Source organism: Streptomyces sp. TRM68416 (assembly GCF_014596915.1).
Taxonomy (GTDB): Bacteria; Actinomycetota; Actinomycetes; order Streptomycetales; family Streptomycetaceae; genus Streptomyces.
In genome coordinates, this window is the sequence record NZ_JACVWU010000037.1 from 30,423 (window position 1) to 50,271 (window position 19,849).

Here is a 19,849-nt window from a genome sequence, read left to right on the forward strand (position 1 = left end):
ATGTCGCAGATGCCTCAGCAGGCCACTCTGTCGAATTGCCCGAGCTGCGGTGAACCGCCGCAGTCGGGTGACCGTTTCTGCGGTGCGTGCGGATACGACCTGTCCGCCGTGCCCGCACGGCCGGACGGCGACCCGACGATCGCCCTGACCGACCCGTCGGCCGCCCTGGCCGACCCGCCGGCCGCCGTGAACGGCACGGCCGCGCCCGGTGCCGGCGGCCCGGCCTGGCCGTCGGCCTCCGAGCCGGACGGCTGGGGCACCCCGCCGGCGGTGCATCTGCCGACCGACCTGGAGGGCGTGGAGTCGGACGGCCGCGAGCGCGCCGGGCACGCGCCGTCCTCCGGTGTGCGCTTCGACCGCGCCCCGGAGCCCGACGAGTACCCGCTCCAGGCGCCGGACCCGCGCATGGCCGCCGAGCAGCCCGCCGCGGCCGAGCCCGCCAAGGTGTGCGTGGCCTGCCGGGCCGGCCGGGTCGACCACGACGGCTACTGCGAGAACTGCGGCCACGCCCAGCCGCGCGAACGCGACCACATGGAGCAGGAGTTCGGCCCGGTGGCCGCCGTCAGCGACCGCGGCCTGCGTCACCACCGCAACGAGGACGCGTTCGCCGTGGGCTGTGCCGCCCTGCCCGACGGCTCGTCCGCGGCCCTGGCGATCGTCTGCGACGGCGTCTCCTCGGCGACCCGCCCCGACGAGGCCTCGCTGGCCGCGTCCCGGGCGGCGAGCGACGCCCTGCTGGCCTCCCTGCCGCTCGGCACGCACCCGCAGCAGGCCATGCACGAGGCGATCGTCGCCGCCTCCCGCGCGGTCAACGCGCTGGCGGGCGAGCCGGCCACCGCGCGCGAGCACGCCCCGCACCAGAACGCCCCCGCCTGCACGATCGTGGGCGCGGTGATCACCTCCGGGCTGCTGGTCGTCGGCTGGGTCGGCGACAGCCGCGTCTACTGGGTCCCGGTGGACCGCGGCGCCCCCGCGGCCCGGCTCACCGAGGACGACTCCTGGGCCGCACAGATGGTCGCCGCGGGCCTGATGAACGAGGCCGAGGCCTACGCCGACGAGCGCGCCCACGCGATCACCGGCTGGCTCGGCGCGGACGCCTACGAACTGGAGCCGCACACCGCGTCCTTCAAGCCGGACCGGCCGGGTGTGGTGGTGGTGTGCACGGACGGCCTGTGGAACTACGCGGAGACGGCCGGGGAGATGGCCGAGGCCGTGCCCCTCGACGCCGCCGTGCGCCCGCTGCACTGCGCCCAGGTTCTGGTCGGTCACGCGCTCGACGGCGGGGGCCACGACAACGTAACAGTGGCCGTCCTGCCGTTCCCGGCCCCGCAGACGGGGGCAGGATCGGCCTGAGAGGCCTCGCGCGGGACGCAGCCTCAACGGACCGGAGGGGACCGGTCCGCCGACAGCCGTACCCCCGCTCCGGCGGGGTTTCCGAGGGGGATCAGAGAAGGCATGGCCAATTTCTCGAAGTCGAACGTGCCGCAGTTCTCGATGGACGTCTACCAGAACGAGTACCTGCCGGAGGGCGGTCGCGAGGTCAACGCGATCGTCACGGTCACCGCGACCGGCGGCGGCACGATCGGTAGCGCGGTCGCGGCACCCCACCTCTACACGCCCGGACAGGGCCCGTCCGCGGCCGTGGCGATCATGGTCGACTGCTCGGGCTCGATGGACTACCCGCCCACCAAGATGCGCAACGCGCGCGACGCCACGGCCGCCGCGATCGACACCCTGCGCGACGGGGTGCACTTCGCGGTGATCGGCGGCACCCATGTGGCCAAGGAGGTCTACCCGGGCACGGGCCGCCTCGCGGTCGCCGACGCCACCACCCGCGAGCAGGCCAAGCAGGCGCTGCGCAAGCTCAGCGCGGGCGGCGGTACGGCCATCGGCACCTGGCTGCGGCTCGCGGACCGGCTGCTGTCCGGCGCGGACGTCGCCATCCGCCACGGGATCCTGCTCACCGACGGCCGCAATGAACACGAGTCACCGCAGGACCTGCGCGCGGCGCTGGACTCCTGCGCGGGGCGTTTCACCTGCGACGCCCGTGGTGTGGGCACCGACTGGGAAGTGAAAGAAGTCACAGCGATCGCCTCCGCGCTGCTCGGCACCGCCGACATCGTCGCCGACCCGGCCGGTCTCGCTGCCGACTTCACGCAGATGATGGAGACGGCGATGGGCAAGGAGGTCGCGGACGTCGCCCTGCGGGTGTGGACGCCGGTCGGCACGACCATCCGGTTCGTCAAGCAAGTCGCGCCCACGGTCGAGGAGTTGACCGACCGCCGCACCGAGGCCGGTCCGCGCGCCGGGGACTACCCCACGGGTTCCTGGGGAGACGAGTCCCGTGACTACCACGTCTGCGTCGAGGTCCCGGCCGCCGGCCTCGGCCAGGAGATGCTGGCCGCCCGGGTCTCGTTGGTCATCCCGCAGCCCGGGGGCAGCGTCCAGAACCTCGGCGCCCAGGGCCTGGTGAGGGCCGTCTGGACGGACGACATGGCCGCGTCGACATCGATCAATCCCCAAGTCGCGCACTACACCGGCCAGGCCGAACTGGCACAGGCCATCCAGCAAGGGCTGGATCTACGCAAAGCGGGAGATATGGACGGAGCAACGGCCAAACTGGGCCGGGCCGTTCAGCTCGCCAGCGCCTCCGGAAACGCCGATACGGCGAAACTCCTTGCGAAGGTGGTGGACGTGGTCGACGCGGCGACAGGTACTGTGCGACTGAAGGCGAAGGTCGAGGAGGCCGACGAGATGACTCTCGAAACCCGGTCGACAAAGACTGTTCGTGTAAAGAAGTGACCAGAGAACTGTCGTAGTACTGCCGTAGTGGTGAGCGAGCCCGACCCCTTGGGGTGGGAGAAATCCGGCCATACCGGCTGGAAAGGAAAGGGGGAAGCGCCGACATGCCGACCTGCCCGAACGGACACCAGTCGGGTTCCGACGACTGGTGCGAGGTCTGCGGTCACCGCATGGCCGGTGCCGTACCTCCGCCCCCGCCCCCGCCGCCGCCCCCGGGCGGTGGCTACGGCTTCCCGCCGCCCGGTGCGCCGGGCGGCCCCGCCGGCCAGCCCGGCGCCCGGCCGCACCTGGCCGCCGTACCGGACCCGGAGCCCGAGCTCTGCCCGCAGTGCCGCACGCCCCGCGAGGGCGGTGCGCCGTTCTGCGAGGAGTGCCGGTGGAACTTCCTCACCAACACGGCGACCTCGTACACCCCGGCCGCCCCGCGCCCCCCGGCCCCCAGCCCGGCCGCCCGCTTCCAGCAGCCCCCCGGCCCCTCCTACGGCGGCGGCGGCGATTCCTTCGACTACCAGAGCTCCCGCCCCTCCCAGGTGAACCGGCCCGCGGAACCGATTCCGCCGTTCGGCGCGGACCCGTCGACGCCTGCGGGGCCGGGCGGTCCGGGGGGACCCGGCGCCTTCGGCGGGCCTGGCGGGCCTGATGGTCCGGGCGGTGGCCGCGGCAGTTCGAGCGGTCCCGGTGGTCCGGGCGGTCAGGGCGGCCCGGGTGGACCTGGCGCGTTCGGCGGGCCTGGCGGGCCCAACGGTCCGGGCGCACCCGGTGGGCCTGGTGGACCTGGTGGCTTCGGCGGCCCCGGCACGTCGGGCGGACCCGGCGCCAACGGCCCCTCCGGCTTCGGCTCCGACCCCTCGCGGCAGGCGCCTCCGCCGCCGCCCGGCCCTGGTGCGGCCGGTGGCGCTCCGCAGGCGTTCCAGTCCCCCTCCGGCCCGTCCGCCCCGCCCGGCTTCCCGCAGGAGACGAACCGTCCGCAGCCCGGCGGCCCGTCCTTCGGCGGCGGTGACGACGACTGGGTGATCTCGCCCCCGTCGTCCACCGCGCCCGGCGGCCCTGGAGGACCCAGCGGTCCCGGCGGCCCCGGCCCGGCCCAGGGCGGTGGCTACGGCTATCCGCAGCCCGGCTCCGGCCAGGCGCCGCCCCCGCCCGGCCCCGCCTTCCCGCAGCAGCCGGCGACCTGGACGGCGACCATCGGACCGGACCGCGAGTACTTCATGGCGATGATGCAGCGCTCCGGCCCCGAGGCCGCGGGCCTGAACCTGCCCGCGTACTCGCCGGAGCAGCAGCGCACCCTCACCGGCAACCAGCTCACGATCGGCCGCCGTCGCCACTCCACCGGCGAGACCCCGGACATCGACCTGTCGGTGCCGCCGGAGGACCCGGGCGTCTCGCACCAGCACGCGGTGCTGGTGCAGCAGCCGGACGGCTCCTGGGCGGTCGTCGACCAGAACTCGACGAACGGCACGACGGTCAACGGCTCCGAGGACCCCATCCAGCCCTTCGTACCGGTACCGCTCCAGGACGGCGACCGGGTCCACGTCGGCGCCTGGACGACAATCACCGTCCGCCGGGGCTGAGCCCCGGGTGGGGCCGGGGTGTCGTGCGACCCCCCGGCCCCACCACAGCGACCAGCCCCACAGCCGCCCGTCGTCCCACCGCAGCGGCCCCCGCTCCCGCTCGCCGGACCGACCACCCGGCCACCCCGGTGGCCCCCGCACGCCTGCGTCTCACCTCACCCCAGCGCCCCCACTCCCCCTCGCCGGAACGGCCTCCCGGGCACAGGCCCCCGCCCTACCTCCGCGCCTCCCGCCTGGCCCCCGCGCCACCCGCACGGGCCCCCTCACCCCACCGCAGCGCCCCGCGCCCCCGCTCACCGGACCAGCCACCCGGCAACCACCCCACCTCACGCCACCGCCCCCGCACGGCTGCGGCCTCCACCTCACCCCAGCGCCCCCACTCGGCTGCCCCCACCTCACCCCAGCGGCCACACATACGGCCCCTCCGGGTCGTCCAGCCACGCCCACTCGCGGTCGCCGCTGACGGTGATGCCGTAGCGCTCGCGGCCCGGTATGTTCTCGCGGTTCCAGAGGGCGTACGCCTCCTGCGGGTCGAGGCTGGCCTGGGTCAGGGCCAGCAGGAAGCGGAACAGGTCGTCCTCCCTGGCCCGGCGCGGGACTCCGCCGAGGGGCGCCGGTTCCGGTTCGGCGCGGTCGGCGCCGCGCAGCGGGACGAAGTAGGCGGGTGTGTGCAGGAAGCGGCCCTCGGCCTGCCCGGAGGCGTGGACGGTCAGGGCGACCAGGCCGGTGGCGAGCGGGGTCAGGATCCGGGCGCCCGGCCGGCACTGGGCGAGCCAGGCGCGTGGAATCGACGGCAGCGTGCAGGTCGCGATGATCCGGTCGAAGGGCGCGCGCTCCGGGGCGCCGCGCGTGCCGTCGCCGGTGAGGACCACGGGGTGGTGGCCGGCGGCGGCCAGGTGCTGCCGTGCCGTCTCGGTGATCTCCGGCTCCAGGTCGATGGTGGTGACGAGGTCGTCGTCGCCGAGCCGGTGTGCCAGCAGGGCGGCGTTGTAGCCCGTACCGGCCCCGATCTCCAGGACCCGGTCACCGTCCCGCACGCCGAGCGCGACCAGCATCATCGCCATGAGCGAGGGCTGGCTGCTGGAGGAGACCAGTTCCCCGTCCCGCATCCGGGTGGCCAGCGGCACGTCCGCGTACGCCCCGCGCACCCAGCGCTCCCGGGCCGCAGGGTCGGGGCTCTCGCCCCAGCGCCGCTCGTGGCCGCCCCTGACACCGACGTAGTAGAAGGGCACGAAGACATGGCGCGGGACCGCGGCGAAGGCCTCCCGCCACACCGGGTCCTCGTCCCAGACCCCGCTGCGGTCGATCTCGCGCACCAGCTCCGCCCGCGCCTGCGCGGCGAGGTCGCCCAGTTCCTTGTCCGGCGCGTGTGCGCTCATGACTCCACTGTCCTGCGCGAGGCGACGCGAGGCGAGTGCCGGCGCCGGCCGAACCGGAATCCTCCCGTCCTACGGCCATGATCGCCGCGGCGGTCCTAAGCCTTGAGTCCTCGGTCCTGCCGTCTGAGACCATGGGGAGCGTGAATGAGATTCGGCGCGGCACGCTTCAGGAGCAGACCTTCTACGAGCAGGTCGGCGGGGAGGAGACCTTCCGCCGCCTCGTCCACCGCTTCTACCAGGGTGTCGCGGAGGACCCGATCCTGAAGCCCATGTATCCCGAGGAGGACCTGGGCCCCGCCGAGGAGCGCCTGACCCTCTTCCTGATCCAGTACTGGGGCGGTCCGACGACGTACAGCGAGAACCGCGGCCACCCGCGACTGCGGATGCGCCACGCGCCCTTCGCCGTCGACCGCGCGGCCCACGACGCCTGGCTGAAGCACATGCGGGACGCCGTCGACGAACTCGGCCTGTCCGAGGAGCACGAGCGGACGCTGTGGAACTACCTGACGTACGCGGCGGCGTCGATGGTGAACACCGAGGGCTGATCCGGCGGCGCGGCGGGCCGCTCAGCGAACGCTGACGCCCAACGCCCCGAGCCCCGCCGTACGCACGGCGATCGATCCGTAGGGGCTGCGCAGCCGCAGCCACGCGCCCGACGAGAACAGGCCGAGGGGGGTGTCGTCGGGCGCGCGCAGGAAGCCCAGCGACTGGGCGGCGTGCACGGCCCGTACCGGCAGCCGGGTCTCCCCCACCGTGCGGGACCAGATCTCCCGGCCGACGCGGTCGAGTTCGGTCCGGGTACGGCGCTCGGGCGGCAACTCCTGCGTACGGGAACGGAATTCGGCGATCCCGGCGCCGACCATGGCCCGCAGGGCGTCCGGCGCCGGCAGGCCCGGCTCGGCCCGCCAGCCGCCGCGCGGCGGCAGCACCCCGGCCCACGGCGGGCCGGTGACCGCGGCCGGGACCACGGCCGTGGCCGCTGCCTCGTCCACGGCCTCCAGCAGCTCACCGGCGGAGACGGTCACGTCCAGCGTGACGTCGAGGCCGTTCTCGTACGGTTTGGCGAGCCGGGCCGTGCGGATCGCCAGCACCTCGAAGGAGGGCGGCCGTCCGAAGACGGCGAGTGCGGTGCCGGCCGCCTGGAGGCGCACCGCGGCTCCACGGTCGTAGTGGAGCAGCCGGGAGAGGAAGGCCGCGAGGTCCGCCGCCTCCCCCTCGTCGGCGAGATGGAGCACCGTCATGCGGCGACGGCCTCCTCCTCGTCGTCGTCCCGGTACTCCTCCAGGAACTCCCGTTCCTCGGAGGTGATCCGGCGCGGCCGCTGCGTCTCGAAGTCGAACGGCACTATCACCGTCGACGCGCGGACGTAGACGAGGTCGTCGTCCTTCACCTCGTAGGCGATGGTGAAGGACGCGGCCCGTATCTGCGTGACCCACAGCTCGATGTCCACGGGCGTGTGCCGGTGGACCAGCTGCCGCTTGTAGTCGATCTCATGGCGTGCCACCACGGACCCCTGCTTGAAGTCCTTCTCCGGGCGGAACAGGAAGTCGATACGGGCTTCCTCCAGGTAGCGGAGGAAGACCACGTTGTTGACGTGGCCGTACGCGTCCATGTCCGCCCAGCGCAGCGGGCAGCGGTAGATGTGCCGCAAGACCGATCAGCCCCGGGTCAGCTTCTTGTAGGTGGCGCGGTGCGGACGGGCGGCGTCCGGGCCGAGCCGCTCGATCTTGTTCTTCTCGTACGACTCGAAGTTGCCCTCGAACCAGAACCACTTGGAGTCGCCCTCGTACGCGAGGATGTGCGTGGCCACCCGGTCCAGGAACCACCGGTCGTGGGAGACGACCACGGCGCAGCCGGGGAACTCCAGCAGCGCGTTCTCCAGGCTGGAGAGGGTCTCCACGTCGAGGTCGTTGGTCGGCTCGTCGAGAAGCAGCAGGTTGCCGCCCTGCTTGAGGGTGAGCGCGAGGTTGAGGCGGTTGCGCTCACCGCCGGAGAGCACGCCGGCGGGCTTCTGCTGGTCGGGGCCCTTGAAGCCGAAGGCGGAGACGTACGCGCGGGACGGCATCTCGACCTGACCGACGTTGATGTAGTCCAGCTCGTCGGAGACGACCGCCCACAGCGTCTTCTTCGGGTCGATGTTCTCGCGGCTCTGGTCGACGTAGGAGATCTTGACGGTGTCGCCGACCTTGATGGTGCCGGAGTCCGGGGTCTCCAGACCCTGGATCATCTTGAAGAGGGTGGTCTTGCCGGCGCCGTTCGGGCCGATGACACCGACGATGCCGTTGCGCGGCAGCGTGAACGAAAGGTCCTCGATGAGCACCTTCTCGCCGAAGGCCTTGTTGAGGTTGTTGACCTCGACGACGATGTTGCCCAGCCGCGGGCCCGGCGGGATCTGGATCTCCTCGAAGTCCAGCTTCCGCATCTTCTCGGCCTCGGCGGCCATCTCCTCGTACCGGGCGAGACGGGCCTTGGACTTGGCCTGCCGCCCCTTGGCGTTGGAGCGGACCCACTCCAGCTCTTCCTTGAGGCGCTTGGCGCGCTTGGCGTCCTTCTGCCCCTCGACCTTGAGACGGGTCTGCTTGGTCTCCAGGTACGTGGAGTAGTTGCCCTCGTACGGGTAGGCGCGGCCGCGGTCCAGCTCCAGGATCCACTCGGCGACGTTGTCGAGGAAGTACCGGTCGTGGGTGATGGCCACGACGGTGCCCGCGTACTTGGCGAGGTGCTGCTCCAGCCAGTTCACGGACTCGGCGTCGAGGTGGTTGGTGGGCTCGTCGAGGAGCAGCAGGTCGGGCGCCTCGAGCAGCAGCTTGCACAGCGCGACGCGGCGCTTCTCACCGCCGGAGAGGTTGACCACGGGCCAGTCGCCGGGCGGGCAGCCCAGCGCGTCCATGGCCTGCTCCAGCTGGGCGTCGAGGTCCCAGGCGTTGGCGTGGTCGAGCTCCTCCTGGAGCTTGCCCATCTCGTCGAGCAGCGCGTCGGAGTAGTCGGTCGCCATCAGCTCGGCGATCTCGTTGAACCGGTCGAGCTTGCCCTTGATCTCGGCGACGCCCTCCTGGACGTTCTCCAGGACCGTCTTCTCCTCGTTGAGCTTCGGCTCCTGCATGAGGATGCCGACGCTGTAGCCGGGAGACAGGAACGCGTCGCCGTTGGAGGGCTGCTCGAGCCCCGCCATGATCTTCAGCACGGTCGACTTGCCGGCACCGTTCGGACCGACGACGCCGATCTTCGCCCCCGGCAGGAAGTTCAGGGTGACGTCGTCGAGGATCACCTTGTCGCCGTGCGCTTTGCGCGCCTTGCGCATGGTGTAAATGAACTCAGCCAAGAGAAACCGTCCGGCAGCTTGAAATCTGGCAGTGGGCAGATACACCCCATCTTGCCGTACCGCCACCCTTGGGTGGTAACCCGTTAGGCTCGACCCCTTTGACCTGGGCTTTTCTCCGCCTCGTACGGGCGGTGCAGGCAGCTGAGGGGCGTTCGCGGTCGGGGACGGCCCCCGGGGAGGGGCCGTGGCGGCGGGGTGTCGGGGTGTCGGGCCGGGACGGTTGCGCGGTCGGCTCAGTCCTGGGCCGAAGGCTTCCTCTTGCGGGCGATCACCAGGGCGGTGCCGCCGAGCAGGAGCAGGCCGATGGCTGTTCCGGCGATCGCGGCGGTCGCGTCGGAGCTGCCCGTCGCGGCGAGGTTGGTGCCGGCGGCCGGGTTGCCCGCGGTGGCGGGGCTCGGCTCGGCGAGGGTCTGGGTAGTGAGGCCGTCGGTCTCGGCGGCCGCGGCCTCGGCCGCGTGGGTCATGCAGTCGAGGACGCCGGTGAAGCGCTGGGCGAAGCCGCCGGGGCCCTCGATCGTGAAGTCGTAGGCCTGGTCCTCCTGGAGCGGGACCGTCACCGTGCGGGACTCGCCCGCCCCGATGGTGTACTCGATGCCCAGCAGCTCGAAGCCGAACGCCTCGTCGCCCCCGTTGACCACGGTGAGGTCGACGCCGCCCTCGGCGCAGTTCTCCACCGCGGACAGCGCGGGTATCGCCCCCGTCTTCGCCCAGGTCGCGCCCGCCGTCGCCGAGACCGTCGACTCGCTGGAACCGGCCAGGATCTGCGTCTGGCTGCGGCTCTCGGAGGCGAAGGCTCGGCCGACCGGCACGGTCGTGGAGGCCTGCACGGTCAGCTCGGCGGTGCCGTCCACGGCGTCCTCGGGCACGTCGAAGTACACCTGCCCGCCGTCCGCCGCCGAGGTGACGTCCTTGCCGTCCTCGTCGACGATCCGCACGCCGCTCATGGCCGCGTCGGCGGGCGGCGTCACCCGCACGCGGTCCACGCCGGTGTGCACCGTCACCGGTCCGAGCCGCTCACCCGGGTGGCCGGAGAGCGCGGGCGGGTCCAGGCTGAGCGCGGCCTTGGGCTCGGCCAGGCTGCGGGCGTTCTTCTCCAGGTAGTCGGCGAGCCGCTCGGCCTGCGGGTCGACCGCCTCGACGTCCGCGCCGTCCGAGTAGCGCCAGATCGCCACCTGGGTGCCGACCGCCGCGTCCTGCTCGGTGAGGCCGCCGCGGACACCGGCCCGGTCGGCGAGCGCCGCGAGGTCGTTCACCTGCGGGTAGGAGTTCTGCAGGATCCAACGGATCCGGCCCGCGTCCTTGTTGGCGCCCAGCGAAGTGCCGCTCCACGGCGTCTCGTGGTACCGGGCGCCCTTGCGCGTGGGGTTGTACAGGTCGACGCAGTACGTCTGCAGCGTGCCGCCGCCGTCGACGGACATCTCGAACAGGCCCGCCGAGATCTCCTGATCGCCTTCGTCGCCGCGTATGACGGCGGCGCCGTACGTCTTGAGGCCGCCTATGGTGGCGGTCGCCCCGCCCTGCTTCCGTACCGTCCCGTCGTCGGCGGCGGCCCGTCCGGCGCCGGTCAGCGCACCGGCGGCGACGAGTGCGGCCGCCAGTGTCACGGCGGCGAGACGCGCCGCTCCTCGCCCGCGTCCGACCGGCGCGGAGAAAGCAGAAAGCACAGAATTCCCCTTCGAGCAGGACCCGTTGATGTGGGGGGCACGGTCCCACCAGCAGAATCTTCAAGCCCAGAGAGCCTTGTTCGGCATCCTAAAGACCAGGCGCACCACGCTTCCCGGTGATCCCGTCGGCCGGGCGATCCGACTCGGAATCGTTATCGCGGTGACCGCCGGTGAGCAGGGCTTATCGACAAATCCACCGGGGTCGTTCGGTGCACATCCGCCGATAAGCCGCAGTTCGGTCAGGGCTCGCGTGGCGGTGACGTCACGTCACCGCCACGGCCTCCGCAGCCTGTTGGGCCGTGCTCCCGTCCGCGGCCGGTGTCTCCCAGTCGGGCTCGGGCTGCGCGCCGCCGGCCTCCGGCTCGGGCCTGCCGGGCCGCCGGAAGGCGGACGTGCCGCGCGCCAGGTCGTGGCCGATCGCCAGCGCGTCGATGTCGGCCGAGGTCCAGGTCTGCCCCTCGCGCAGCTCCGAACGGACCTTCAGCCGGCCCTGCACGATGACGGGGTCGCCCACGTTCAGCGAGGCCGCCGCGTTCGTGGCGAGCTGGCGATTGGCCCACACCGTGAAGAAGTTGGTGTGCCCGTCCGTCCAGGCGCCCTTCTCCCGGTCCCAGTAACGCTGGGTCACCGCCAGCCGGAACCTGGCCGACGGTCCCGCCGCGAGCTCCCGGTACACCGGTCGCGTCGCCACGTTCCCCACCGTGCACACCATCGTCTCGTTCATCGTGAACCCCTCCCTCGCCCGGCCGACGGGGCCGGGCGGATACGCGTACGGGCCCGTCCCGTACGGCTGCGTCCGTCGTGACGACCGCGTCCGCCGCGATCGCCGCGAGAGCCAGACTGCCTCCGTCGGGCCGAGCCCGCCGCGCGCTGTGGATCATCCCCGCGTCTGTGGAAAACCCCGCCACTCGAACGGGCCGTTCCGCTCTGCGCTCCGCTCCGCACTCCGCTGGAAGTGCAGTGGTGTGTCGTCGTTCGCCTGCGGACTCGTCGTGGCTGGTCGCGCCCCGCGGCGGAGCCGCTGACAGATGCAGCCCCGCGCCCCATTGGGGCGCTGCCCAACCGCGGTCGAATGCGCCAGCCCTGTCTGGCTCCGCCCCACCGGCCCGCCCCGCATCACCCCACCCGAGTCATCCCACCCCCACCCCGGTGACCCGCCCGTACTGTTCCCGCACCTCCCGGTAGCGCAGCAGCTCGGCCGCCAGCGGATCGAGTACCCGTGCCCGTCCGCATCCGGCGGCCGCCTCCCGAAGCCGCCGTTCCGCCTCGGTGCCGTAGCGTCGGGCGGGCCCGCGTGCCGCCATCCGGCAGCTCCACTCCACGAGGGGCCCGCCGACGATGCCGGCCACCATCAGCAGCACCGGCACTCCCAGGTTCGGCGCCATGACCCCGGCGATCTGCCCCACCAGCCACAGCCCGCCGACGATCTGCAGGAGTGTCATGCACGCCTGGACCAGGACGGCCGCAGGCCACCAGCCCGGCCGCGGCGGCCGTCCCGGCGGCAGGCCCGCGCGCGCGGCCAGCTCGTCCAGCGCCTCGGGCAGCCCCTGGGAGCCGCGTACGGCCGCCTCGCGCACCGCCTGCGCCCAGGGCGCGGGCAGCCCGGCCGAGGCTCGCTCGGCCACCGTCCGCACCGCCTGCTCCACACGCTGCCGCGCGGTGGCCTCGTCGTCCGGCTGCGCCGGCGGCCGCAGCCGTCCGGTGGGAGGGTCGCGCCGGTCTTGGTACCACCGCCACAGCCGCAGCCAGGGCGTGCCGCAGGCGCGGTTGGCGTTGCGCAGCCAGGCACGCTCGGCGGCCTCGCCCGCGGCGGTGGCGCCGACCGCGTCCGCGAGCCGCGCGGAGAACTCGTCGCGCGCCTCCTCGCTGAGCCCGATGCGCCGGGACGTGGCGTAGACGGGCCGCAGCCGCCATGCCGCGGCGTCCACGTCGGCCGAGATCCGGCGCGCCGCGGCGCCGCGTTCGGTCACGAACTGGCCGAGGGCCTCGCGCAGTTCGCCGACGCCGTCGCCGGTGAGTGCGGACAGGGCGAGCACGACCGCGCCGGGTTCGCCGTACTCGCCGAGCGCGATCCCGTCCTCGTCCAGCAGCCGCCGCAGATCGTCGAGGACCTGCTCGGCGGCCTCGCCGGGGAGCCGGTCGATCTGGTTGAGGACGACGAACATGACCTCCGCGTGGCCGGCCATCGGCCGCAGATAACGCTCGTGCAGGACGGCGTCCGCGTACTTCTCCGGATCGACGACCCAGATGACCGCGTCGACGAGGTCCAGGACCCGGTCCACCTGCTCGCGGTGGAGCACGGCCGCGGAGTCGTGGTCGGGCAGGTCGACCAGGACGAGCCCGCGCAACTGCCCGTCGGCGTCCGCGTTCTGCGCGGGGCGGCGCCTGAGCCGCGGCGGGATGCCGAGCCGGTCGATGAGACTGGCCGCGCCGTCGCTCCAACTGCACGCGATGGGCGCGGCGGTGGTCGGCCGGCGTACGCCCGTCTCGGAGAGTGTCACCCCGGCGAGCGCGTTGAACAGCTGCGACTTGCCGCTTCCGGTGGCCCCGGCGATGGCGACCACGGTGTGCTGTCCCGAGAGCCTGCGGCGCGCGGCCGCCTCGTCGAGCACCCGGCCGGCCTCGGCGAGGGTCCTGCTGTCCAGGCGCGTGCGGGACAGTCCCACCAGCTCGCGCAGCGCGTCGAGCCGGGCCCGCAACTGTCCGTCGTACGCGAGCGGGGGCACGCCCTGCGGCCCGGCGCCGGGCCTGCGCTCCGTGACCCCGGTGTGCTGCGCCCCGGCGGCGGTCTCGTTGACCCGGCGGGCGATCAGCCCGTCGTCCCAGGCGGGCGTGGAGTCCGCGCGGGGCGAACCGCCGTCCACGCGCGCGTGCGCGCCCTCCGCCTCCCCCTCCGCCGGGGCGGCCTCCTCCACGGGCGCTACGACCTGTTCGGCCTCCTCCCCGGCCTGCGCGCCGAAGGACTCGCCCGCGCGGGCCCCGTCCACGCGGGCCCCGTCCGCGCGGGACTCACCCTGGGCGGCGGCCCCGTCCGTGTCCTCGTCGCCCGGGGTGTGCCCGGGGTCGTGGTCCTGGTCCTGGTCAGTGACGGCAGTCACCGGTCACCTCTCCTTCTGCAGTACGGACAGCGCGGCGATGAGTTCGGCCTGGGGCTCGGGGTGGACGTCGAGCGCGTCGAGGGGCGCGAGGCGGCGTTCGCGTTCGGTGTGCATGACCCGGTCCAGGTGGTCGGTGAGCAGCCGCCCGCCCCGGTCGCGCAGCCGCAGCGCACCGTGCGCGCCGATCCGTTCCGCGAGCCCCTCGCCCGCGGACCGGGCCCGGCGTCCGCCCAGCAGCGCGGTGGCGACCAGCGCGGCCACCGCCTCGGGGTCCGGCGCGGCGCTCCCGTCGAGGTCGCGCACCTCGTCCTCGGCGTACTCCTCCAGCTCGCGCCGCCACCGCCGTACGGCGAGCCCGATGCGGTGCTCGGCGCTCTCCGCGGCGGGGTCGCGGTCGGCCAGGCCCGGGGCGCCCGCCGCCGGTTCGCGCCGCCAGGCCTCGTCCACGCGCTCGTCGGCGGCCGTGACCGCGCACAGCAGGAGCGCCGCGAGGCTCTCCACGAGGGCGTCCAGGAGCTCACCGGCGGAGCAGTCCAGCGGGAAGGCGCGCCAGCGCTTCAGGGCGTCGCCGGCGAGGACGGACCCGGCCTGGAGACGGCCCCGTACGCGCGCGTGCTCGCTGTCGTAGGCGCTGTCGACGGCGGTGGTGAGCCGCAGCGCCGCGGCGTACTGCGCGGCGGCGGCGCCGGCCAGCTCGGGCATGCGGGTCTTGAGCGATTCGAGGGCACCGTAGGCCGTGCGGGCCAGGACGTGCTGCCGTGCGGCCGCGTCCTGGGTCTGGTGGACGAGCCAGGTGCGCAGGGGGGCCACGGCGGTGGCGGGCAGCAGTCCGCCGCCCCAGGCCGACTCGGGCAGCTCGGGCACGGTGAAGCGGGGCACATGGCCGAGGCCTGCCTTGGTGAGCAGTGCCCCGTACTGCCGGGAGACCTCGGAGACGACCTGGTGCGGCACGCGGTCGAGCACCGTCACCAGAGTGGCGTCGAACTCCTTTGCGGTGCGCAGCAGATGCCAGGGAACGGCGTCGGCGTAGCGGGCGGCGGTGGTGACCATGACCCAGATGTCGGCCGCGCAGACGAGCTCGGCGGCCAGGACACGGTTGTCGGCGACGAGGGAGTCGATGTCGGGGGCGTCGAGGAGGGCGAGTCCGCTCGGGAGTGTCTCGGCGGTCTCGATGCGCAGTACGCGCGTGGCGTCCTCGCCGGGCAGCGGGTGTTCGTCGCCGGTGTCCTGCTGGGGCGCCCACACGCGGGTGAGGTCGGGCAGCACCCGCATGCCGCTGAACCAGTGGTGGTCCTCCGGGTGGCACACCAGTACCGGGGTCCGTGTCGTCGGCCGCAGCACTCCGGCCTCGCTGACCCGGCGCCCCACGAGGGAGTTGACGAGCGTCGACTTGCCGGCCCCGGTGGAACCTCCCACGACCGCCAGCAAGGGTGCTTCAGGTTCTCTCAACCGGGGCACCAAGTAGTCGTCGAGCTGGGCGAGCAGTTCGTCGCGGTTGGCACGCGCGCGTGGAGCCCCCGCCAGGGGCAGCGGGAAGCGTGCGGCGGCGACACGGTCGCGCAGAGCGGAGAGTGCGTCGAGCAGCTGAGGCCGTACGTCCAAGGTCACCACATGCGAAGAATGCCCAATTTTAGGGGAATTCTGAAGCATATGACAGTGTCTGCGCGCCGATGGAACACAAGGGATGGAAGGGATGACTGGGACACAGGCATAGTCCAGGCATAACGAGTGCACAACACCCGGTGCGCGAGACGCCAAAAGCGGTGCACGATTCGTACCTGCCTGCGATTATCAGGACCGCTTCACTGAACCTCCACATTGAGCCACGGAGGCGAAGCAACAGGGACAAGGACGCGGGAGCCCTATCCTTGTCCCCGGCAACGTCACGGATCAGCCCGCACCCGGGCACCAAGACAGAGGCCACCACACCCGGCCCCCGTAGCTCAGTGGATAGAGCAGGCGCCTTCTAAGCGCTTGGCCGCAGGTTCGAGTCCTGCCGGGGGCGCCCAGTCTCCGCCCTCCCGTCGGGAGGGCGTTTTTGCTGGTCAGAGGCCGTTTATCGAGCTCGGCGGAGCAGCTTCGCGGGTGCGGGTGGACACTCGGGCGGAGTCTGCTGGTGTCCGGCTGGGGACGATTTCGTCCGGCCCTCGGCGGGTGTTCTTCCCGAAAACTTCCCGAAGTTTCGGTGCGGCCTCTCTACAGTCGCCGCAGGACGACCGCGTCGCCTCGACCGAACAGATGGGGCAAATCGGCATACAGGTTGAATGGGTGCTGGATATCAGATCATCCTTGCCACCATGAGTCTCGCCTCCACCTCCTTCGACGTGCCCGACACGGGCGCCTACGCACACGACTGGGCCCTGGTCGACGTGGAGACATCGGGACTCATGGCCCGGCGAGATCGCGTCCTCTCCGTCGCGGTGATCACGATCAGTCCGGACGGCGAGCAGACCGGCGAGTTCTCGACACTGCTCAATCCGGGCTGTGATCCGGGACCTGTGGAGGTGCACGGGCTGACCGTCGAGCGGTTACAGGGGGCACCGACGTTCGACCAGGTCGCCGGGCGGATCGGAGCGATGCTTCAGGACCGGGTCCTGGTCGCCCACAACGCCCAGTTCGACTACGACTTCCTGGCCTACGAGTTTGCCCGTGCGCGGATGTGGCTGCCAGTGTCGCAGCGGCTGTGCACCCTGGCTCTGAATCGCCAGGTGGATCCGCCGACGGACGACATGAAGCTCGGCACCCTCGCCGCCCATTACGGCATCCCCCAGCAGCGTGCGCACGATGCGCTGGACGACACCCGCGTGCTGGCCGGGATCTTGCGGGCGTCACTGCGCGAGGCGGCGCGGCTCGATCTGCCCTTGCCGCTGGTGACCTGCCCGCCCCGGGCAGAGTCCCAGTTCACGCCGAAGCCGCCGAAGACTCCCTGCGCCTACCGCAATCCGGGACGGCTGACTCCCGGCGAGCCACTCCAGCAGGGGATGAAGGTCGCGATCACCGGTGAGACCGCCCATGCCCGGGCGGAGCTGGTCGGGCGGGCAGTCGCCGCCGGGCTGAACATGATGACCTCCGTCAGCCGGCACACCAGCGTGCTGGTCACCAATGAACCGGCGTCCGATTCGGCAAAGGCCCGACGCGCACTCGCCGAGGGCGTGCCGGTCATCGACGAGCACACCTTCCTGCGGCTGTTGGCCGACGTACGGCCGGGGGCAGCGCATCAGACGACGGCCGTCGCTGTCACCCCGGTGGCCGAGCCGGAAGCAGAACCCGTCGTCGGCCCCGTGGAGTCGGCGCCCACCACGACCTCTGCCGCACCCGTGCCGGAGGCCGCGGCCCTCCCCAAGATCGCCCCCGGTGCGGGGACACCCACTCCGCGCCGGCCGACGCCCCCCATCGGCACCTTGGACAAGCCTCTGGCCGGGCGTCGCGTGCTGGTGCTCGGTGGTGTCCATGCCGATGCCGCGGCGGCCCGTACCCGCATCGTCGAGCTGGGCGGCTCAGCGGCGGTCAACCTGTCCGCCAGCGTTACCGACGTCGTACTCCTGGAGGGAGGGCAGGGCGACCGGCGCATGAGCCGCATCACCGCCCTCGAACTCCCCGTGCACGACCTCCACTGGCTCACCGCTCCGAACGCCACCGCCCCGGCCACGGCGGCCCTCCGGCCCCAGGAGCCGCACGTGATCCCGCGAGGCGGTGTCATCGACCTGCCCAGGCCGCACGGCAGACCTGCGCCGGAGTGGTACGTCACCGCTGGCTGGGCCCCGCAGTCCGACTACGAGATCGACGTCGTCGCCTTCCTCCTCGACGAGGACGAACAGGTCACCTTCGACGAGGACTTCATTTTCTACGGGGCCCCGGAGAGCCCGGCTGGAACCGCGCGGCTGCTGACCGGCGGCCCTGCCGAACAGACCATCGCCCTCAACCTGGCCTCCCTGCCGCCCGCGACGCGCAAGGTCGTCGTCGCTGCCGCCATCGACGGCGCCACCACCTTCGGGACGGTCGGTGCGATCCAGGTCGGTGCGGCCCCCGGCAGCAGCGGCGCACCGCTCGCCCGGGCAACCCTGGATGCCGCCACCACAGAACGCACCATGCTCCTCGCGGAGATCTACCGCAGGGGCCCGGTGTGGCGCCTACGAGCCGTCGGCCAGGGCTACGACCACGGCCTCGACGCCCTCGCACGCGGATACGGCGTCGACATCGCCGAGTGAACACCGGTGCCGGAGGCAGAGGTCCGTGCGTCTCCTGGGTCCGGGTCAGGCCCGGCGACGCGGTGCGGACGTGGATCCAGGCGGGGGAACCGGCATGCTCGGGGCCGGCCCGGCGGGCAGTCGCTGGGGGCCTTCGATGCGCTGCTGGAGCTCGGCGAGCTGGCCCGTGATGCAGCGGGCGTAGGTGGCGAGCAGGACGGGGACGCTGTTGCCGGCCCACTCGGCGACCTGGGCGGGTGGGATGCCGTTGTTGAGCCAGGTGGTCAGGCAGGTGTGGCGCAGGTCGTAGACGCGCTTGCCCACGGGTGACTCGTATTCGTGCTCTGGCAGGACCGCCTTGCGAGCCTTGTTCCAGGCGCGGCGGAAGACCGATCCGGCCAGCAGCCCGCCCTTCTCGCCGGGGAAGAAGAGGTCGCCCGGCTGGAGGCCGTCCCTTTTGATCAGGTCGCGGAGGACAGCGACGAGTGCCGGGTGGGCGGGGACGGGGCGGGTGTCGCCCTCGGCACGGCCCTTGAGGTCGCGGGTTTCATGGACGCGGCCGTCGTCGGTCCACTGGCTGCCGACCTCGGGCTCGGCGGTGTGGACGAGCAGCTCGCCCCAGCCCTCGGCAGGCAATGTGGTGGCGCTGACGCGGAGGGCTACGGCCTCCTCCGGCCGCAGTCCGGCGTAGTAGAGGGTGGCGAAGAAGGCGTGGAGGCGGTGGCCGGTGCGGGGACGGTCGGCGATCCAGGCCAGGAGGCTGGCGACCTGACCCGGGTTGAGCAGCGACCGCTTGTCGACGGCCTCGGCCACCTTGGGGGCGGCGCCTTCCTGCTTGCCCTTCGGGAGCGGGTTGGCGGTGAGGATCTTCTGCCGGACGGCGTACTTCATCGCCACGTTGAGGATCCGCTGCTCGCGCTTGACGGAGCTGGCGGCGGCCGGGCTGCCGTCCAGAAGTGTGTCGAGCGCATGCAGGACGGCGTCGACGCGTTTGGTGTCCTCCCAGGCCGTCATGGGCAGGGAGTTGCGGGCTATCCACGACAGGACGGTGCGGACCTCGGGCGGCGCCTCGTCGCGTCGGATCTTGTTGAAGGCGTACTCGCGCAGGGCCCGGCGTACGTCGATCGGGTCGAAGCGGTCCGGGAGTTCGGTGCGCAGCAATGCGAGGGTGACCTTGGTGAGGGCCTTGGCGGTGTTCTTGCGGTTGTTGGCCGAGATGCGCGGCCACTTCATGTCGACGTACTGGAGGGCGAATTCGTAGCAGGTGACCTCGGCGGCCGACGTGGCGTGTGAGACCGGCAGGCCGGTGTCCATGTCGAACGGTTCGCCGTTGTTCGCGGCTACGCGCAGCGTTGCGCGGAAGGATTCGGCGAGCGCGCTCGTGGCATAACTCTGGCCGTGGCGCCTTCCGTTGACGGACCACCGGACGGTGTAGCTGGTCTTGCGCTTTCCCCTGTAGATCTCCGTGTCGTAGAAGCGGACCTTGTAGGACCGGTTACTCAAGCGTGGTCCTCGCAGTCGGTCAGCCAGTTCTCGTAGTCACTGCGGCGGATGCGCAAAGCGCCGTTGGGGATGCGTATGCAGCGCGGGGCTGTGCCCTTCTTGCGCCAGTCGTAGAAGGTGGAGCGGGAGATGCGGAGGTCGTCGCAGAACTCGTCGACCGTGAGTTTGTCGGTGGGGCGGTGGGGCGGAGACGTCAAGCGGTGCTCCTTGGGCAGGGGGCGGGGGTGTCCTGCGTTTGCGCCGGGTCAGCGCGAAAGGCAGGCGGACTGTGGAGTTGCCAGTCGATAGCGGCGTGGATCCGTGGGCAGGGTCAGCACCTCGAT

Annotated in this window: 15 protein-coding genes and 1 tRNA gene; 6 read left to right on the forward strand and 10 right to left on the reverse strand. The window is 72.4% G+C overall.

Annotated elements, in window-relative coordinates; all coding sequences use genetic code 11:
* The 3 genes from ICC28_RS37685 (at window position 1) to ICC28_RS37695 (ending at window position 4,373) form a co-directional block, all read left to right on the forward strand.
* Window positions 1-1,353, forward strand: coding sequence for a PP2C family serine/threonine-protein phosphatase (locus tag ICC28_RS37685; protein WP_188293362.1), 1,353 nt, complete (start codon window positions 1-3; stop codon window positions 1,351-1,353).
* Between the two features lie 102 nt (window positions 1,354-1,455).
* Window positions 1,456-2,802, forward strand: a complete 1,347-nt coding sequence (locus ICC28_RS37690) for a vWA domain-containing protein (RefSeq protein WP_188293363.1) — start codon at window positions 1,456-1,458, stop codon at window positions 2,800-2,802.
* Window positions 2,803-2,906: 104 nt separating this feature from the next.
* Window positions 2,907-4,373, forward strand: coding sequence for an FHA domain-containing protein (locus ICC28_RS37695; RefSeq protein ID WP_188293364.1), 1,467 nt, complete (start codon window positions 2,907-2,909; stop codon window positions 4,371-4,373).
* A 395-nt stretch (window positions 4,374-4,768) separates the two neighbouring features.
* Here the strand turns inward: ICC28_RS37695 and ICC28_RS37700 are convergent, their stop codons facing one another.
* A complete protein-coding gene (locus tag ICC28_RS37700; protein ID WP_188293365.1) occupies window positions 4,769-5,752 on the reverse strand; it encodes a methyltransferase domain-containing protein in 984 nt (327 codons plus the stop codon).
* Between the two features lie 131 nt (window positions 5,753-5,883).
* On the opposite strand from ICC28_RS37700, the gene ICC28_RS37705 reads away from it, so the two are divergent.
* Window positions 5,884-6,297: a globin gene (locus ICC28_RS37705; RefSeq protein ID WP_188293366.1), complete on the forward strand. Its 414-nt coding sequence runs from the start codon at window positions 5,884-5,886 to the stop codon at window positions 6,295-6,297.
* A 21-nt stretch (window positions 6,298-6,318) separates the two neighbouring features.
* Here the strand turns inward: ICC28_RS37705 and ICC28_RS37710 are convergent, their stop codons facing one another.
* The 7 genes from ICC28_RS37710 to ICC28_RS37740 form a co-directional block, all read right to left on the reverse strand.
* Window positions 6,319-6,993, reverse strand: a complete 675-nt coding sequence (locus tag ICC28_RS37710; RefSeq protein ID WP_188293367.1) for a hypothetical protein — start codon at window positions 6,991-6,993, stop codon at window positions 6,319-6,321.
* The gene (locus ICC28_RS37715; RefSeq protein WP_188293368.1) at window positions 6,990-7,403 is read right to left on the reverse strand and encodes an acyl-CoA thioesterase; all 414 of its coding nucleotides are present in this window, start codon (window positions 7,401-7,403) and stop codon (window positions 6,990-6,992) included. The genes ICC28_RS37710 and ICC28_RS37715 overlap by 4 nt, the downstream gene beginning before the upstream one ends.
* A 6-nt stretch (window positions 7,404-7,409) precedes the next feature.
* Window positions 7,410-9,074 (reverse strand): energy-dependent translational throttle protein EttA, encoded by a 1,665-nt coding sequence (gene ettA, locus ICC28_RS37720; RefSeq protein WP_188293369.1) that lies wholly within the window; start codon window positions 9,072-9,074, stop codon window positions 7,410-7,412.
* Window positions 9,075-9,307: 233 nt separating this feature from the next.
* Entirely contained in the window at window positions 9,308-10,738 is a 1,431-nt protein-coding gene (locus ICC28_RS37725) for a Cys-Gln thioester bond-forming surface protein (protein ID WP_188293370.1), read from the reverse strand.
* Window positions 10,739-11,000: 262 nt separating this feature from the next.
* Window positions 11,001-11,462 carry a single-stranded DNA-binding protein gene (locus ICC28_RS37730; protein WP_188293371.1) on the reverse strand — a complete coding sequence of 154 codons (462 nt, stop codon included), beginning with the start codon at window positions 11,460-11,462 and terminating at the stop codon, window positions 11,001-11,003.
* Between the two features lie 406 nt (window positions 11,463-11,868).
* Window positions 11,869-13,836: a GTPase gene (locus ICC28_RS37735; RefSeq protein ID WP_188293372.1), complete on the reverse strand. Its 1,968-nt coding sequence runs from the start codon at window positions 13,834-13,836 to the stop codon at window positions 11,869-11,871.
* A gap of 3 nt (window positions 13,837-13,839) precedes the next feature.
* Window positions 13,840-15,447, reverse strand: coding sequence for a dynamin family protein (locus ICC28_RS37740; protein ID WP_188293373.1), 1,608 nt, complete (start codon window positions 15,445-15,447; stop codon window positions 13,840-13,842).
* 321 nt (window positions 15,448-15,768) lie between these two features.
* Here ICC28_RS37740 and ICC28_RS37745 point away from each other — a divergent pair.
* Window positions 15,769-15,841 (forward strand) — tRNA-Arg (locus tag ICC28_RS37745).
* A 292-nt stretch (window positions 15,842-16,133) separates the two neighbouring features.
* Window positions 16,134-18,044: a TerD family protein gene (locus ICC28_RS37750; RefSeq protein ID WP_188293374.1), complete on the forward strand. Its 1,911-nt coding sequence runs from the start codon at window positions 16,134-16,136 to the stop codon at window positions 18,042-18,044.
* 45 nt (window positions 18,045-18,089) lie between these two features.
* Here ICC28_RS37750 and ICC28_RS37755 read toward each other — a convergent pair whose 3' ends face one another.
* Together ICC28_RS37755 and ICC28_RS37760 are read right to left on the reverse strand one after the other, a co-directional pair.
* Window positions 18,090-19,526 carry a tyrosine-type recombinase/integrase gene (locus ICC28_RS37755; protein ID WP_188293375.1) on the reverse strand — a complete coding sequence of 479 codons (1,437 nt, stop codon included), beginning with the start codon at window positions 19,524-19,526 and terminating at the stop codon, window positions 18,090-18,092.
* Window positions 19,523-19,723, reverse strand: coding sequence for a helix-turn-helix transcriptional regulator (locus tag ICC28_RS37760; RefSeq protein WP_188293376.1), 201 nt, complete (start codon window positions 19,721-19,723; stop codon window positions 19,523-19,525). The genes ICC28_RS37755 and ICC28_RS37760 overlap by 4 nt, the downstream gene beginning before the upstream one ends.
* Window positions 19,724-19,849: the final 126 nt, after the last annotated feature.

What these genes read in the sequence shown, in the direction of transcription:
- ICC28_RS37685 (WP_188293362.1), top strand. Translation starts at nt 1, where the DNA reads ATGTCGCAGATGCCTCAGCAGGCCACTCTGTCGAATTGCCCGAGCTGC.
- ICC28_RS37690 (WP_188293363.1), top strand. Translation starts at nt 1,456, where the DNA reads ATGGCCAATTTCTCGAAGTCGAACGTGCCGCAGTTCTCGATGGACGTC.
- ICC28_RS37695 (WP_188293364.1), top strand. Translation starts at nt 2,907, where the DNA reads ATGCCGACCTGCCCGAACGGACACCAGTCGGGTTCCGACGACTGGTGC.
- ICC28_RS37700 (WP_188293365.1), bottom strand. Translation starts at nt 5,752, where the DNA reads ATGAGCGCACACGCGCCGGACAAGGAACTGGGCGACCTCGCCGCGCAG.
- ICC28_RS37705 (WP_188293366.1), top strand. Translation starts at nt 5,884, where the DNA reads ATGGGGAGCGTGAATGAGATTCGGCGCGGCACGCTTCAGGAGCAGACC.
- ICC28_RS37710 (WP_188293367.1), bottom strand. Translation starts at nt 6,993, where the DNA reads ATGACGGTGCTCCATCTCGCCGACGAGGGGGAGGCGGCGGACCTCGCG.
- ICC28_RS37730 (WP_188293371.1), bottom strand. Translation starts at nt 11,462, where the DNA reads ATGAACGAGACGATGGTGTGCACGGTGGGGAACGTGGCGACGCGACCG.
- ICC28_RS37750 (WP_188293374.1), top strand. Translation starts at nt 16,134, where the DNA reads ATGAGTCTCGCCTCCACCTCCTTCGACGTGCCCGACACGGGCGCCTAC.